Annotated in this window: 16 protein-coding genes; 12 read left to right on the top strand and 4 right to left on the bottom strand. The window is 68.7% G+C overall.

Annotated elements, in window-relative coordinates; all coding sequences use genetic code 11:
- Positions 1 to 18: 18 nt before the first annotated feature.
- A complete protein-coding gene (locus tag ACIHFE_RS20485; protein WP_400108532.1) occupies positions 19 to 1,506 on the top strand; it encodes an MFS transporter in 1,488 nt (495 codons plus the stop codon).
- A gap of 424 nt (positions 1,507 to 1,930) precedes the next feature.
- Here ACIHFE_RS20485 and ACIHFE_RS20480 read toward each other — a convergent pair whose 3' ends face one another.
- Together ACIHFE_RS20480 and ACIHFE_RS20475 are read right to left on the bottom strand one after the other, a co-directional pair.
- Positions 1,931 to 2,152: a DUF397 domain-containing protein gene (locus tag ACIHFE_RS20480; RefSeq protein ID WP_400108530.1), complete on the bottom strand. Its 222-nt coding sequence runs from the start codon at positions 2,150 to 2,152 to the stop codon at positions 1,931 to 1,933.
- Positions 2,130 to 2,930, bottom strand: coding sequence for a Scr1 family TA system antitoxin-like transcriptional regulator (locus tag ACIHFE_RS20475; protein WP_400108528.1), 801 nt, complete (start codon positions 2,928 to 2,930; stop codon positions 2,130 to 2,132). Before ACIHFE_RS20475 ends, ACIHFE_RS20480 begins: the two co-directional genes overlap by 23 nt.
- A gap of 445 nt (positions 2,931 to 3,375) precedes the next feature.
- Here ACIHFE_RS20475 and ACIHFE_RS20470 point away from each other — a divergent pair, with 445 nt between their 5' ends.
- From ACIHFE_RS20470 to ACIHFE_RS20430, 9 genes are all read left to right on the top strand, one after another.
- Complete coding sequence (locus tag ACIHFE_RS20470) at positions 3,376 to 3,618, top strand: hypothetical protein (protein ID WP_400108526.1); 243 nt, start codon at positions 3,376 to 3,378, stop codon at positions 3,616 to 3,618.
- Between the two features lie 321 nt (positions 3,619 to 3,939).
- The gene (locus tag ACIHFE_RS20465) at positions 3,940 to 4,962 is read left to right on the top strand and encodes a thymidylate synthase (RefSeq protein WP_400108524.1); all 1,023 of its coding nucleotides are present in this window, start codon (positions 3,940 to 3,942) and stop codon (positions 4,960 to 4,962) included.
- Complete coding sequence (locus ACIHFE_RS20460; RefSeq protein WP_400108522.1) at positions 4,959 to 5,528, top strand: nucleoside-diphosphate kinase; 570 nt, start codon at positions 4,959 to 4,961, stop codon at positions 5,526 to 5,528. The genes ACIHFE_RS20465 and ACIHFE_RS20460 overlap by 4 nt, the downstream gene beginning before the upstream one ends.
- A gap of 57 nt (positions 5,529 to 5,585) precedes the next feature.
- Positions 5,586 to 6,755, top strand: coding sequence for a radical SAM protein (locus tag ACIHFE_RS20455; RefSeq protein WP_400108520.1), 1,170 nt, complete (start codon positions 5,586 to 5,588; stop codon positions 6,753 to 6,755).
- A 19-nt stretch (positions 6,756 to 6,774) separates the two neighbouring features.
- Positions 6,775 to 7,380, top strand: a complete 606-nt coding sequence (locus ACIHFE_RS20450) for an exonuclease domain-containing protein (protein WP_400108518.1) — start codon at positions 6,775 to 6,777, stop codon at positions 7,378 to 7,380.
- Positions 7,374 to 7,973, top strand: coding sequence for an AAA family ATPase (locus tag ACIHFE_RS20445; protein ID WP_400108516.1), 600 nt, complete (start codon positions 7,374 to 7,376; stop codon positions 7,971 to 7,973). The genes ACIHFE_RS20450 and ACIHFE_RS20445 overlap by 7 nt, the downstream gene beginning before the upstream one ends.
- Positions 7,970 to 8,725, top strand: coding sequence for an aldo/keto reductase (locus ACIHFE_RS20440; RefSeq protein WP_400108514.1), 756 nt, complete (start codon positions 7,970 to 7,972; stop codon positions 8,723 to 8,725). Before ACIHFE_RS20445 ends, ACIHFE_RS20440 begins: the two co-directional genes overlap by 4 nt.
- A gap of 5 nt (positions 8,726 to 8,730) precedes the next feature.
- Positions 8,731 to 9,783, top strand: coding sequence for a hypothetical protein (locus ACIHFE_RS20435; protein ID WP_400108512.1), 1,053 nt, complete (start codon positions 8,731 to 8,733; stop codon positions 9,781 to 9,783).
- Between the two features lie 612 nt (positions 9,784 to 10,395).
- A complete protein-coding gene (locus tag ACIHFE_RS20430) occupies positions 10,396 to 11,499 on the top strand; it encodes an alpha/beta hydrolase (protein WP_400108510.1) in 1,104 nt (367 codons plus the stop codon).
- A 4-nt stretch (positions 11,500 to 11,503) separates the two neighbouring features.
- Here the strand turns inward: ACIHFE_RS20430 and ACIHFE_RS20425 are convergent, their stop codons facing one another.
- On the bottom strand, positions 11,504 to 11,878 hold the full coding sequence (locus ACIHFE_RS20425; protein ID WP_400108508.1) for a cupin domain-containing protein: 375 nt from the start codon (positions 11,876 to 11,878) through the stop codon (positions 11,504 to 11,506).
- A gap of 100 nt (positions 11,879 to 11,978) precedes the next feature.
- Here ACIHFE_RS20425 and ACIHFE_RS20420 point away from each other — a divergent pair, with 100 nt between their 5' ends.
- The gene (locus tag ACIHFE_RS20420; protein ID WP_400108506.1) at positions 11,979 to 12,449 is read left to right on the top strand and encodes a MarR family winged helix-turn-helix transcriptional regulator; all 471 of its coding nucleotides are present in this window, start codon (positions 11,979 to 11,981) and stop codon (positions 12,447 to 12,449) included.
- Between the two features lie 21 nt (positions 12,450 to 12,470).
- On the opposite strand, the gene ACIHFE_RS20415 is transcribed toward ACIHFE_RS20420, so the two are convergent.
- Positions 12,471 to 12,887 (bottom strand): hypothetical protein, encoded by a 417-nt coding sequence (locus ACIHFE_RS20415; RefSeq protein WP_400108504.1) that lies wholly within the window; start codon positions 12,885 to 12,887, stop codon positions 12,471 to 12,473.
- Between the two features lie 382 nt (positions 12,888 to 13,269).
- On the opposite strand from ACIHFE_RS20415, the gene ACIHFE_RS20410 reads away from it, so the two are divergent.
- Entirely contained in the window at positions 13,270 to 13,959 is a 690-nt protein-coding gene (locus tag ACIHFE_RS20410) for a hypothetical protein (RefSeq protein WP_400108502.1), read from the top strand.
- Positions 13,960 to 14,391 lie beyond the last annotated feature (432 nt).

Genomic DNA, 14,391 nt, shown 5'->3' with positions numbered 1-14,391 from the left:
TTCTCGTCTGGAGTCCCTATGCCAGCCGTGGCCGTCGATGCCACCGCGCCCGGCCAAGCCGCCCACCGCACCCGGTGGCTGATCCTGGCGGTGATCTGCCTCGCCCAGCTGACCGTGCTGCTGGACAACACCGTCCTGGGCGTCGCCATCCCCTCCCTCACCAGGGAACTGGGCGCCGGCACCGCCGACATCCAATGGATGATCAACGCCTACTCCCTGGTCCAGGCCGGGCTGCTGCTCGCCGCCGGCAACGCCGCCGACCGCTACGGCCGCAAGCTGATGCTCCTGGCCGGCCTGGCCGTCTTCGGCCTGGGGTCCATAGCCGCCTCCTTCGCCCACTCCCCCGGCCAGCTGATCGCCGCCCGGGCCGGGATGGGCATCGGCGGCGCCCTGCTGACCACCACCACCCTGGCCGTGGTCGTCCAGGTCTTCGACGACGCCGAACGCCCCCGGGCCATCGGCATCTGGGCCACCGTCAACTCCATCGGCGCCGCGGCCGGCCCGCTGATCGGCGGCACCCTGCTCGCCCACTTCTGGTGGGGCGCCATCTTCCTGATCAACGTCCCGGTCGCCCTGCTCGGCCTGGTCGCGGCCTTCGCCTTCATCCCCGAGTCCCGGACCCAGGACGGCACCAGACCCGATCTGCTCGGCGCCCTCCTGTCCACCGTCGGCATGAGCGCGCTGGTCTACGCCATCATCTCCGGCCCGGACCACGGCTGGTCCTCCGGCCGGGTCCTGCTCTCCGCCCTCCTCGGCCTGGCCGGCCTCGCCGCCTTTGTCGCCTGGGAGCACCATGTCCCGCACCCCATGCTGGATATGTCCTTCTTCCGCGACCGCCGCTTCATCGGCGCGGTGACCGGCGGCATCCTGGTCGCCTTCGGCCTCGGCGGTTCGATGTTCCTGCTCACCCAGCATCTGCAGTTCGTCTTCGGCTACGGGCCGATGGCCGCGGGCCTGCGCACCGCTCCGCTGGCCCTGACCGTGCTGCTGGTCAACCTCACCCCCCTCGGCGCCCGGGCATCGGCCCGGCTGGGCACCCCTCTCACCATCGCCTCCGGCATGACCATCCTGGGCCTGGGCCTGGCCACGGTCGCCCTGCTCGGTTCGCACCGCTATGGCGGGATGCTCGCCGGGCTGGTCCTGATGGGCATCGGCATCGCCGTGGCCATGCCCACCATGCACAACGCCATCATGTCCGCCATCCCGCCGCAGAAGGCGGGCGTGGGCGCGGGCGTCAACGGCACGCTGGGCGAATGCGGTTACGGCCTGGGCGTCGCCGTCCTCGGCGCGGTCCTGGGCTCCCGCTTCGCCGCCCTGCTCCCGGACGGCCTCAGCAGCCACGGCTCCCTCCCGGAAACCCTGGCGGCGGCCTCCGACAGTGCCCGCGCCCAGGTCACCGACGCCTTCGCCGCCGGCGTCCAGGCCGGCCAACTGGTCGGTGCCGCCGCACTGTTGCTGGGCGGCTGGCTGGCGGCGGGACTGCTGCGACGGGCGGCACGGGGGTAGAGGGTTCTCGAACGCCGGACGGGCCGTCGGCTCCGTCCGGCGTTTGGCACCACCATCACTACGGCCAGAGGGCAGCTGCGCCGCCCCTCACGGTCGGTCATGTCGTCCTGCCCGACGGGGCCCTGGTCCGCACCCCACCGCCACACCGGGCCGGACAACCGGTGTTCAGGAGGCCCTCAACTCGGCGGCGGGCTATGGAATAGCCAGGCCGCACTTAAGACGCGGGGCCCATCGTGGTTGGCATCGATACACCAGGGAGACGCACGAGTTCGGATCATCGGCGCGCGATGGACGATGGGAATGGGCGGGATGGTAGGCGTACTGCCCATACGGGACGCCGAATGCCTACACTGCCGTGGTCCGGACAGCACAGCGCGGCTCGCCCCAACTCACCTGGGGCGAGCCGCGTTTGTGTGGGATCCCACTAGTTGACGATCTTACGTGCGTACCCGCTGTGGACGAACGCGGACCAGGATGTGTCCGCGAAGACCAGGTTCGGCCCGCTCTTCCTCTTACTGTCCCGGACAGGCACCAGACCGTCGGACTTGAAGTCGTCGGAAACCTCGACGCACTCCGCACCGTTGCCGGAGTACGTCGACTTGCGCCAGATGAGGTTGGCCGTGCTAGTGGTGCGTGCAGTGCGCATGGTGCTCCTCACGAGCCTTGCGGATCAGGTCAATTGACGCTCTGGGCGGCAGAGCCTCGAGATCCAGGTGATCGTAGAACGCCCTGTATACCTCGACCTCGCCAGGAGTCTCCATGAGAGCCCCATTGAGGCCGCTCTCCCAGTAGACTGCCTCGTTCTTCCCCGGCCGCGACAGCAGCAGAAGCGCTCCAATCGAGACAACGCCGCAGGGCATACCTCTGTCATACGGCAGGATGCGGAACACCACACGGGGGCGCTGGGCGAGTTCAAGGATGCGGGAGAGCTGGCCGCACATGACCTCGTGACTCCCGACGACCCGGTAGAGCGCGGACTCGTCGAGGATGCTCCAGAACCACACCGGGTCGTCCCGGTCGAGAATGACCCTTCGATCCAGGCGGGCCTCGACCTTTTCCTCGACGTTGCCACCGAAGATCGGATTGGCTGCCTCGATCATGGCACGGGCGTACTCTTCGGTCTGCGTCACCCCGGGGAAGACGTTCGCAAAGTGCTGGATACGTGTGGCCTCTGCTTCAGCTGCGAGATAGCCGATCGACCAGATCGGATGTGTGGCCTGCAGCTGAAGATCTTTGCGGACATGGTGCCACATGGCCGCCAGCTCGCCGTCCGCCCCCACGGCGTTGTCGATCGCCTGTCCGGTAGGTGCACTCGGAACCTCATTTCCGAGTTCGATTGCCGCGATCATGGACTGCGAGAGCGGGATGAGGTCCCCGAGTTGCTTCTGCGTCATGCCCGCTGCCTTGCGCCGGTTCCGGAGCATTTTCCCAGCTAGCGAGGGCAGGTTCCGCAGTGGGTCAAGTTCCTTGGCTGCTGGCACAGTTGTGCCCCCAATCCGTATTAGCGCGTCAACTGGTATGCGGCCCGGAACATCGATACCCAGAGCATGGTGGCCCAACCGACAGACCCGGATACTGGACACCTCAACCGGGTTCCGGCTCCCGAAGGGGGCATCCGCGGGCCCTGACGGTTCCCCGACTGGCACCCGGTGCCTCCAAGTGCGGCGGCCCGCCGCAGCCAAGGCGCCACTCACTCGACCACTCTGGAGCTCACGCATGCCCTATTGGCCTGGAACCGCCAGAGCCCCACTTCCCCCGCTCAAGGAAGTACCCCGCCCCCAGACCCTTCAGCAGCAACTGGCAGCCAAATACCCGCTCGTACCGCACCACCAGGAGCCCAGCCGTGAGTCCCCGGAGGGCAGGCGACCGATGACCACAATTGATCCGTACGTCTCCCAGGTCAGCTGGATCAAACGCGACGTCACCTACGACCCCCGGGCCCAACAGACAGCCATCGTGGTGGCCGTGCACTTCAACGACGGCACCGCGAGCGAGGCCCTGCTCATCCTGGACCCGGACGAGCAGATGTCGCTGTGGTTCCAGCTCGACAACGTCATCGACCGCCGCAAGGCAGCCGGGGGGCCGAGTGAGTGGCATGCGCACACACGATGAAGGCCAGGGCGCCTTACGAAACCCTCTGTGCCCGGCAGCCCCGGTGAGCGGGCCCTTCGACGTGCGCTCGTACTCCAGAAGCCCGCAGCCCCAACCGTCCTTCGTCATCCGGGCCTTGCGCTGGCCGGTGAACGTGACGCCTTTGGTCCTCGCCCGCCGCAGGGCCCTCAGTGATGCGGCCCAGCGACGAGCCAGCCGGGGCCCCACCTCTTAGACCGGCCGGGCCGGGCACGGCCCCGGGCGTATTCCGGGCAGCGAACGGCTCCCGCCGGCCACCACCCCCGCACAGCCCTGCCCCCGTATCCGAATCCAGGAGGTAGCGTGCTCGCTCCCACCCCTTGTGTGTCCTTCGAGCAAGCCTATGTGGACGTGCTGCGGCACGTCAGCGAGGACTACGAGTTCTCCAACGCCCCGCGTGGCAACGCCAGTCGCGAATGCATCGGCGTCAGCTTCCAGCTGGCCGACCCCCGGCAGCGGACACTGTTCCTCGCGGCCCGCAAGGTCAACCCCGTGTACCACTTGGCCGAAGCTCTCTGGTATCTCGGCGGCCGACGAAACCTCGACATGATCGCCCACTACGCGCCGCGCCGCCGCGCGGACTCCCGCGACGGGGCCACGATCGACGGTTCCGCCTACGGCGCGAGGATCTTCACCCCCACCAGCACGGGCATCTCGCCGTTCGAGCAAGCCCTGTCGCTGCTGCGGTCGGAGAAGGACAGTAAGCGGGCGTTCCTGCCCGTGTTCCGGCCCGGCGAGCTGGACGACTCCGCCAGCCCCGACGTCCCCTGCCTGCTCGGCCTGCACCTCCTGGCCCGCGAAGGCCGCCTGCACATGGTCGCCTATATGCGGGCCAACGACGCCGACCGTGGCCTGATCGCGGACGTCTACTCCTTCACGCTGATCCAGGAGTTCACCGCCGCGCTGCTCGGCCTGGAGCTGGGCTCCTACACCCACCATGTCGGTTCCATGCATCTGGCCACCGGGGACCTTCCCCGTGTGGCCCGGGTGCTGGCCGAAGCCGACGACCGTGCGGGAGGCGGGCCGCGCTTCACGGTCCCCGCGATGCCTTGCGATACCGGCTGGGCGCACGTGCGCACGGTGCTGGAGCACGAGCAGCTGCTGCGGACCAACCAGGTCCAGCACACGGCGGCCGATGTCGCCGCCCTGGGCCTGCCGCCGTACTGGCAACAGGCGGTGCTGCTGTTCGAGGCCCACCGGCAGATCGTTCACTGCACCGCCGACCCCGTTGATCCGCAGCTCCTCGAAGCTCTCGAGCCCGGGTTGCGCTGGCAGCTCGAACGGCGCTGGCCCGCCCGGATGCCGGCCAGGAGCGTGAGGCGGTGAAGCAGCGAACCGACCGCCCCGGCGGTGTGCTGGGCGGGGTGGAGTGGGACCGGTGGAGCGTGGTCCTCCTCAAACCGGACTGCGTGCGGCGCGGGTTGACCAGCCAGGTTCTCGACCGTATCGCCACGGCCGCCGAGATCGTCCACCACCAGCAGGTCATCGTCCAGGACTGGCAGATCTTCGTGCACTACTGGGATCTGCTGGTGGATCGCGACTGGCTCGACGTGGACGTACCCGAGTGCCTGCGCCGGACGTACATCGGCCGGCCGGTGGTCGTCGCGCTCGCCCACGGCCCCCACGGCACCCCGCAGCGGCTGCGGGGCCTGCTGGGGCATTTCGACCCCGCCCAAGCCGAGCCGGGGACGATCCGCGCCGACTTGGGCACCGACAGCCTCACCGCCGCCCGAGCGGGCCGCCGCCTGGTGGAGAACCTGGTCCACACCTCCGATGACCCGCAGGCGGCCTGCCGCGACTTCGGCACCTGGTTCGGAGCCGACCAGCACCGCCTGCTGGCCTCGCGCGCCGCCGACACCGTTCCCGCGCAGGCCCATCGCCCCCGCATCTGACGACCGTTCGTCCCCTACCAGAGCGCTGCCCCGCGGCGCGAGAAGGAGACCTGAACCATGACCACAGCGACCAGGCCCCGCAGGCCGCTCCCGCTGCTGACGCCCGCGCAGATCAGCAGCCTCAAGCCCGAGCTGCGCGAGGTCATCGAGTACCGCAAGTCAGGTCTGTCCCTGAACCACGTCATCGGCTGCCCGCTGGAGTGCGGCTACTGCGTGCGGCACCTGTTCGACAACTTCGGACTCAAGACCCCGCGCGCGCTGATGAGCGACGAGGAGGCCGTCACCCAGCTCACCGGACACCAGTACTTCCGCGCCCATCGGACCCCGATCCAGCTGTTCAACCGGGCCACCGATCCGATGCTGCCCATCGTCAAGCCCCACACCTTCAACGTGCTGCGGCTCCTGGACGAGCAGGGCCTGACCAACCACGTCCTGGTCATCACCCGCTGGCGGGTCAGCCCTGAGGACTGCCAGGTCCTGAACAGCTTCCGCAACATCAAGCTGACGATCCTGGTCACGCACTCCGGCATCGACCACCCCGGCATCGAACCGGTGGACTCCGCCATCGCCGCGGCCAGCCTCAAGACCCTCTACGAGCACGCCGAGCGGTACCGCACGATCCTGTACTGGCGGCCGATCGTCCCCGGGCTCAACGACTCCGCCGAGCACATCGCCCACGCCAAGGGACTGTCCCACCACGCGCACGCCACGGTGTTCACCGGGCTGTTCTTCCGCGACGAGATCGCCGCGTACTACACCGACCACGGCCTTCCGATGCCGTACGAAGACACCGCCCGCCGCAAGATCATGCCGGAGGAGTCCGAGCAGCGCATCCTCGCCGCGTTCCACCGGCCGGCCGACTCCGCCGAGCCGTGGGGGCCGCTGTTCCGCAAAACGAGCTGCGGCGTCGCCTACGCCCACGGGGATGCCGACTACAACGGGCACTATGGCATCCGGGAGTTGTGCGACATCTGCCCCCTCGCGCAGCTCAAGGTCTGCGCCGGCGCCTGGCGCGCCCCCGACCACGCCGAGGCCGCCGCCCTGGCGCGTGAACTCGGTGCGACCGGCGATGTGACGGTCACCGAACGCGCCATCATCGTCCAGGGCCTGAACGAGCCGCCGCGCTACTTCATGCAGCATGGCTTCGGCTACCAGGTCCACGACCGCGACAAGCCGCACCGCTACCGGCAGCACGGCCGCGCCGATATCGGCTGGCCCGCCGCCTGACGAACTCACGGAGAAGCTCATGGACTTCGGCACCTGGCCGCGCCTGCTCGTCGTTGACGTAGAGGGCAACGGGCAATCCATGCCCGACCTGGTGGAAGTCGCCGCCATCCCCATCGAGCACGGCCGGCCGGTGCCGACTCTGGCGCGCGCCACGCTGATCCGTCCCCCACAGCCGATCACGCCGTTCGCAACCCGCATCCACGGCATCACCAACCAGTTCGTGGCGAACGCCCCGAGCTGGGAGGAGATCGCCCCGGCGGTGCAGCGCGACCTGACGGGCTGCTGGATCGCCGCGCACAACGCCTCGGTGGACTACGGCGTCCTCAAGCGGCACCTGTCCTCCTGGGAGCCCGCCGGGGTGATCGACACCCTGCGCCTGGCCCGAGCCACCTTCGTCGACGGCCCGCGCTACGGCCTCGACGCGCTCATCGAGCACACCCGCATCGACCTTTCCGCCGTTCCCGGCCAGCGGCACCGCGCGGGCTTCGACGCCCACGCCACCGCGCTCCTGCTCATCAACATGGCCGCCCACTACCCGACCTGGGAAGCGTTGATCGCCGCCGCCGTCCCGGCCGGCATGCCCGGCGCTCCCGAACCCGACCACGAGGAACAGCCCCTATGGTGAACGCAGTTGAGATCGGCTTCGCCGGCACCCACTCCAGCGGCAAGAGCACGCTCGCCCGGCGCGTGGAGATGGAACTCCGCGCCACCGGCCTCACCGTCACCCGCACCAGCGGCCTGGCCCAGCGCGCCGCCGAGCTGGGCTTCCCGAAGATGACCCGCCACACCGCCGAGTCCACGGAGTGGATCATCACCGCCAGTGCGGCGGCCGTCCTCGAAAACGCGCTGAGCGCTGACGTGGTGCTCGTGGACCGCACCGCCCATGACGCCATCGCCTACTACCTCGCCGCACTCCAGTACCGCGACGAGGTGCCCGACCCGGACACACTCGCCCACCTGACCACCCTCGCCGAGCTCCACGCCCGCCGCCACCGCCTGCTGCTTGCCACCGTCCTCGACCCGGCGTTGCCGCTTGCCGAGCACCCCCGCAAGGACCCGGCCTACCAGGACCCGGGCTTCCGGACGGCGGTTGACCAGCATTTGCACGCCCACCTCACCGCCCAGCACATCAAGCACCTCCCAGTACCTGCCACCGGCCACGCCGACGCCGTCAACGCCGCCGTCGCCGCCTTGCTCGACCAGGTGGCCGCCGCGTGAACGAGATCGTCATCGCGGGCAAGAAGGTCGGCCGGATCGGGCTCGGGACAATGCGCCTGACCGGCCCCGGCACCTGGGGCAACCCCGAGAGCACCGCCAGAGCCGTCCACCTGCTGCGAGAAGCCGTCCACGACCTGGGCGTGGGCCACATCGACACCGCCGACGCCTACGGCCCCCACACCGTCGAACGACTGATCCGCTGGGCGCTCCACCCCTACCCGCCCGAGCTGCTGCTGGCCACCAAGGTCGGCATGATCCGGCCCGCCCCGAACGTCTGGCGGCCCCTCGGCCGGCCGGACTACCTGCGCGCGGCCGTCGAAGCATCCCTGCGCCGCCTCACCACCGACCGCATCGACCTGTGCTACCTGCACCGCATCGACCCCGCCGTACCACTCGCGGACCAGGTCGGGGCACTGGCGGAACTCCACGCAGAGGGGAAGATCGCGGCCATCGGCCTGTCGAAGGTCACCCCCGAGCAAATCCGCGAGGCCACCGCGGTGATCCCGATCGCCGCCGTGCAGAACTGCCTCAACGCCGACGAGTCCACCGACCCCGCCGTCTCCTACTGCGCTCAGACCGGCATCCCCTACGTTGCGTACCGGCCGCTGAACGCCGGCCGCCTCACCGGCGAAGGCCCCGCCGGCGCGCTGCGTTGGCTACTCGGCCTCGGCGACCACATAGCCCCCATCCCCGGCACCAGCAACACCGAGCATCTGCGGGCCATCTTCGCCACCCAGCCGGACGAGGAGTAAGCGCGGTGAAGATCGGCTACAGCTTCTGGGGCTTCATCGGCCCCGGCATCACCAACACCCCCGATGGCGGCCGGTCGTTCCGCCGGACACTGCTCGACGCCCTCACCGAGGCCGGCCACCAACTGATCCTGCTCCAAGCCAACCGCGACCTCACCGAGGCCGGGGACGACCTCACCACACACCTCACCTGGGACGCTGGCCTGCCGGAACTTGACGCCCTGTTCCTCGAATGGCGCTGGCCCCTGCCAGGCCGCAACACCACCGCCTGCGGATCCCCGGGGCACACCTGCGACCTGCACCGACAGCAAGACCTGCTCGACCACTACACCCACCGCCTGGGCGTCCCCACGATCGCCTGGGACCTGGACCGCATGATCCCCGCCAACGACCCGATCCGCCGACACCTCGCCGTCACGGTGTGTGAGCCCGCGACGTTCCCGACGCCGGGCGCGGTCACGCTGCGCTGCCCCGTCGCCGATCGCGTGCTCGACGCGGCGGACCCGGCCGGCCTGGTCACCGGCGAGCGCCCGTGGCCGCTGGTCTACGTCGGTAACCAGTACGGCCGCGACCCCGCGTTCGACCAGTACTTCGCGCCCGCCGCCCGAGTCCACCGCCACCAGGTGGCCGGGAAGTGGACTGACACTGCCGCGTGGCCGCACGTCAACTTCGTCGGCCGCGTCGGCTTCCTCACCGGTCAGCAACTCCACCACGAGGCCCTGGCCACGGTCCTGCTGATGCCCGAGCGGTACGCCACCACCGGAGCCGTCAGCCAGCGCCTCGCGGAAGCAGTCCTCGCCGGGTGCCTGCCGATCGGACCAGCCGACATCCGCGCCATCAACCGGTTCGTCCCACCCGACCTGCAAGCAGCCGACGGCGGCCATGTGGCGCGCATCGTCACCTGCCTGGCCAACGCCAGCGACAGACACCGCGCCGAACTCCTCGCCGCCTGCCTGATCCGGCTCGACCAGTTCCGGGCCTCCCGCCAGATCGCCACCATCCACCAGCTGCTGAACTGTCCGACCAACGCCGAAGACTGCATCACACACCAGCAAAACTAGCCAGCAAGGAGCACCTCTTGGCGACGTCCGACCCCAGCCGTCCCCCGTGGTCCTGGCTCCCTGCAAGCACCACGACCGCACGACCTTGCTCCACCTTGCCTGTGCGCGCCAACTCCTCCCTCTCCAGGGCGGGCTGGAGTGGAACGCCAAGCCGTCGGAAGTGCGCCCGGCGACGTTCAACGAGGTGCTGAGCACCAAGGCCAGAATCGCCAACTCATCTGATCCGTACCGGCGCTGACAAGGATCCGCCACCACGCCGGACCGTGGCGGCAACCGGCTGTAAACAACAGCGGCCTCACCAGTGACCGGGCCGCTCCGCCTGCGGGAGCGGCCGGACCACGGACGAGGCAGAGCGGCCGCCCCGGGTACGCGCATCATCCGGAGGGCGCCGGATTCGTCGCCCTCCGGCCGCACCGCCGCCGCAAGGAAGCTGCACTCGGCAGGCGGCTGAACACGGCACGACATCGGCGCCGTCCACCGGCATGTATGAGCGTTCAGTGACAACGCGCGGATAACCCAGCCGCGGCGGGAACCTCCGGCCCCGGTCGGTCATCCGTAAGTAAAGAACCGACCGATTTGCCCCGTGCGGGCAGTACCAGCCGGAGCCATGTGATGCCGAACCCGAACCCACCCTCCGGGTACCAGTCCCGGGGCCGCCGCCGGGCTTCCCGGGCCAAACGATGGCTGATCGGGGTGATGTCCCTGGCCGCGCTCGGGCTGATCACCTGGCAGGTGATGAGCTACTACGAGATTCCGCCCTTCACCGACAAGGGCGACCCCGTCAGCTACGACCAGGCGGACAACCCGAAACCGGGGCAGGCCGCCCACTCCGGGGACTCCAAGGTCCTGCTGCCCACCGGTCCCAAGGCCGCGTTCAAGAACGTCAACACCATGGACGACGGGACCCACATCAGCGTGGTCACCCTGGACGGCAAGAAGTCCGGTTACAAGGGCAAGGTGTGGGTCTGGGCGCCCAAGGAGTACACCGACGACCCCAAGTTCGCCGCCAGCGGCTTCCCTGTCATGATCGCCCTGCCGGGCGGCCCGGGCTATGACAGCAACTACTGGATGGGAAAGCCGGGCGGCTTCTCGCTCCAGGAGGCAGTCTCCAAGTGGTACCAGCAGGGCATCGGCAAGCCCTTCCTGCTGGCCATGCCGGTCCTCAACCCCGGCCCCGATGACAAGGGCATCTACTGGGACGCCAGCGACATTCCCGGCCAGCCGAAGATGGGCACCTGGCTGACGGAGGACGTCCCCGACCTGATGAAGGCCAACTTCCGCACCCTGAAGTCCCGTGAGGGCTGGGCCTATATGGGCTCCTCCACCGGCGGCTTCGCCAGCCTGAAGTCGGTGCTCAAGTACCCGGACAGGTTCAAGGCCGCCATCGCCAACGGCCCGGACATCGTGCCCGACTCCCCCCTGTGGCGGGGGCACCCCCAGGAGATGCGGGAGAACAACCCGGAGGTACTGGCCAAGGAACTGGCGGCCGCCAAGGGCCCGGATGTCTACCTCGCCTTCCAGGTCGGCACCAGGGAGAACAAGGCGACCATGACCGACGTCAAGAAGTTCATCAAGACCTACGGCCATGGCCCGGTCCACACCAAGCTCTGGGAGATACCGGGCGGCACCCACAATGGCGCGACCTATGGCGCCAATATGAGCGGGCCCATGAAGTGGATCAGCGATCAGCTGGAGGGGCCGACGCCGTCGTCCTGAGCGGTCACTGTGCCCACGGGGGTGCGACAACGGCATCGCCAATGGTCGCCCGCATTCCCGCCGAGGTGACCACGGTGAGCGTCGCGGGCTGGTCCGGGCAGGCGTTGCGCAGCTGAAGGAGGGCGTGGGCGGGCACGATAAGGGCGTCGCCGGGGCCGGCGGTCACCTCGTCGCCGGCGATGGTGGCCGACACCCTTCCGTCGGCGACCACAAAGACCTCCTCACGGTCCAGGTGATGGCTCTCGCTCTGTGCGCCCGGCGGCATCTCCAGTGCCCAGACGGCCAGTTCGGTGCTGCCCCGGGAGGGGACGGCGAGCGGACGGAAGACAAAGCCATGGCGCTCGAAGACGGGTGCGTCGGCGAGGGTGGACAGGGGCATGGGTCTCCTCCACAGATATGGTCAACCTGATTGACCATTTCACGGTAGGCATCATGCGAAGATAGGTCAACCAAGTTGACCGTCTACTCGTGGAGCGCCCATGTCCTCCCCCACCGACCCCGGGCAGGTCCCCCTGCAACTGGCCGTCGCCTACCGGGCGATGACGGACCGCTTCCACGCCCGCCTGGCCGAGCTGGGCCGTGAACCACTGCGCCCGGCGCACGGCTACACCTTCCGCTATCTCGCCGCCCATCCTGCCGCCACCACCGTGGATCTGGCCGCCCACCTCGGCATCACCAAGCAGGCCGCCTCCAAGGCCGTGGCCGAGCTCCAGGACTGGGGCTATCTCGAGCGCCTCCCTCACCCCACCGACAGACGCGCCCAGTTGCTCGCCCTCACCGACCACGGCCGCGCCTATCTGCGGCTGGCCGACGAGCTGTGGGCAGAGGCCGAGCAGCACCTCGCCGAAGTCATCGGCCCGGACCAACTGGCCGCCCTGAGCCAGGCCCTGCGCACCTATGTCGACCACACCTATGGCGACCAGGCCGTCCCCTTCCGCCCGGTCTGGTGAGGGCCACCCGCGCCACACGGATCACCAGGGAGCCATCACCGAGTTCCCGGTCACCCGCAGCCCGACTTGAGCCGTCAACCACCCGGCACCTTTGGCCTCGACCTGTTTGACGTGGACAAACACCGTTTGCACGTCGGGCGCCTCAGGCCAGCCGGAGAAGTCCCAGCGCACCGTGGCGGGACTCTTGCCCACCGCCGCGAGCAGATCTCCGACAGCATCCGGTGACATACACCAGCTCTGCAACCGGACCGGTAGGTGATCCGAGGGGCGATCGCCATGCCCCGACGAACCATGCCCGATCCCGTCGGACCACCATTCGGCCTCCGGCAGCAGCTCGATCAGTGGCTCCAGGGCCTCGGTTGAGGAAAATCGTTCATCGAAGTCGACTTCCAGGGAACTGGTATCGGCGAACTCCCGCAACCGCATGGCGACTCCCATGGCCTCAGCGAAGTCGGTGGTCCGGGGGATCCGTTGGGCGTATGAATTGGACGCGAAGGCAACCTGCCAGGGCATCGGCCGCGACAAAGGTGGCGACTATGGCAGGATCAAGCCGCTGAAAGCTGCGGCGACGCGGTGGACGGCGTTGCAGTTGTCCAACTCCCCTGGTTCTGGGGGAGTTAGGGGGGAGGGGTTACTTGTGAGCAGGAGCCTGGGCTGGGCCGTCACGGCCCGGCGGCGATCAGTGGGGGTCGTCGCCATTGCGGTATTGGCCTGCTTATCCGCTGCTCCGGTTCCCGCTGGTGCGCGACCGTTAATGGCGCGGTCTTCGCCCTCTCCAGAGGTCCACCTGACATACACAGGTAGCCGCCAGGGGATCGAAGTGGGCGGACCGATCGCCTTCAACGCACTGAATGTGCCGGCCGGCACGGAAGCAGTGGTCGTCACCTCGCCTGCCCTGGTCGAGCCTATTTCGCTCACTCCGGACAAACAGGGCTCCACTCAATTCGTCCAGGTGGACAAGCCCGGAACGCACCACGACATTCGCAGTAATATTCCTGCGGGTGCCTATCCCGTCACGGCGACGATCCGGGGCCGTGTCGTGGCCTCCGTGCGGCTTACCGTCGCCGCCAAGAACGCTCTTTCCATCGACCGGTTTGTCATCCATCCGAAGGGCGCGGCGCCCTGCGGCTCCGACCCTGCGGCCGTCCGGCCCGGCGCCGAGGTCGACGTGCTGGTCGCTGACCGCCACCCCAGCCGTTCCGAGACCACGCTGACCATCAAGTCATCGGCTTTCGAACGGCCGGTGACCATCAAGAAGGGCGCCAATGACCCCGGCTGCAAGGGGGATGACGGCGACACGGTCTACGGTGGGCACGCCACAGTACGGAGCGATGCATCTCCGGGGCGGTATCCCATAACGGTGGTCAGCGGCCAGCAGAGTGCGAGTCAGCAGCTGGTGGTGGCCGGAAAGCCGGTTTCGAACAGCCAGCCTTGGCTGACCACCGGTGTTATCGCCGCCGGGGCCGGCATCCTGGCTGCTCTTGGCTTCATCGTGCACCGGCGCCGATAGGCCGCCGCTTCCTCGTCCTGATCGCCTGCAGTCCCGCAATCCTCGTCTGCCGCGCCGCCGTGAAGCGCGCCAAACGCGCTTGTTCCTGCGGGTATCAGCGGATCCCTCTGCCCTCCGGTGTCCTGGGCCGGAGCGCATCACCGTCTCATCGAAGGAATTTCCTTGGTAACTTCGCGTTTGCGGTTACGCCGTCTCGCTGTCTCGACCATAGGTACCGCCCTGTTCCTGGGAGTGGGAGCGCCCCTCGCACACGCCGACCGGCGTGGACCGAGGACACCGAGCAGCATCCACAACTCCGGCTCCCAGTCAGCCTCATTCACCGACCCGTCCACCAGCTGCACAACACCCACTGTCTCCCAGCAGGGAGTTGGAGGCCGATGGCAGTGGGTGGACAGATGCGGACGCGCTCCGACTCGGGACTCCGAAGCGCGT

The sequence above is a fragment of the Streptomyces sp. NPDC052396 genome, assembly GCF_044593195.1.
In the GTDB taxonomy this organism is placed as follows: Bacteria; Actinomycetota; Actinomycetes; order Streptomycetales; family Streptomycetaceae; genus Streptomyces.
The sequence above is the reverse complement of the archived record's forward strand: the minus strand, read 5'-3'. Positions and strand labels throughout refer to the sequence as shown.

What these genes read in the sequence shown, in the direction of transcription:
- ACIHFE_RS20420 (WP_400108506.1), top strand. Translation starts at nt 11,979, where the DNA reads ATGTCCTCCCCCACCGACCCCGGGCAGGTCCCCCTGCAACTGGCCGTC.
- ACIHFE_RS20450 (WP_400108518.1), top strand. Translation starts at nt 6,775, where the DNA reads ATGGACTTCGGCACCTGGCCGCGCCTGCTCGTCGTTGACGTAGAGGGC.
- ACIHFE_RS20485 (WP_400108532.1), top strand. Translation starts at nt 19, where the DNA reads ATGCCAGCCGTGGCCGTCGATGCCACCGCGCCCGGCCAAGCCGCCCAC.
- ACIHFE_RS20475 (WP_400108528.1), bottom strand. Translation starts at nt 2,930, where the DNA reads ATGCTCCGGAACCGGCGCAAGGCAGCGGGCATGACGCAGAAGCAACTC.
- ACIHFE_RS20425 (WP_400108508.1), bottom strand. Translation starts at nt 11,878, where the DNA reads ATGCCCCTGTCCACCCTCGCCGACGCACCCGTCTTCGAGCGCCATGGC.
- ACIHFE_RS20470 (WP_400108526.1), top strand. Translation starts at nt 3,376, where the DNA reads ATGACCACAATTGATCCGTACGTCTCCCAGGTCAGCTGGATCAAACGC.
- ACIHFE_RS20445 (WP_400108516.1), top strand. Translation starts at nt 7,374, where the DNA reads ATGGTGAACGCAGTTGAGATCGGCTTCGCCGGCACCCACTCCAGCGGC.
- ACIHFE_RS20415 (WP_400108504.1), bottom strand. Translation starts at nt 12,887, where the DNA reads ATGGGAGTCGCCATGCGGTTGCGGGAGTTCGCCGATACCAGTTCCCTG.
- ACIHFE_RS20480 (WP_400108530.1), bottom strand. Translation starts at nt 2,152, where the DNA reads ATGCGCACTGCACGCACCACTAGCACGGCCAACCTCATCTGGCGCAAG.
- ACIHFE_RS20430 (WP_400108510.1), top strand. Translation starts at nt 10,396, where the DNA reads ATGCCGAACCCGAACCCACCCTCCGGGTACCAGTCCCGGGGCCGCCGC.
- ACIHFE_RS20455 (WP_400108520.1), top strand. Translation starts at nt 5,586, where the DNA reads ATGACCACAGCGACCAGGCCCCGCAGGCCGCTCCCGCTGCTGACGCCC.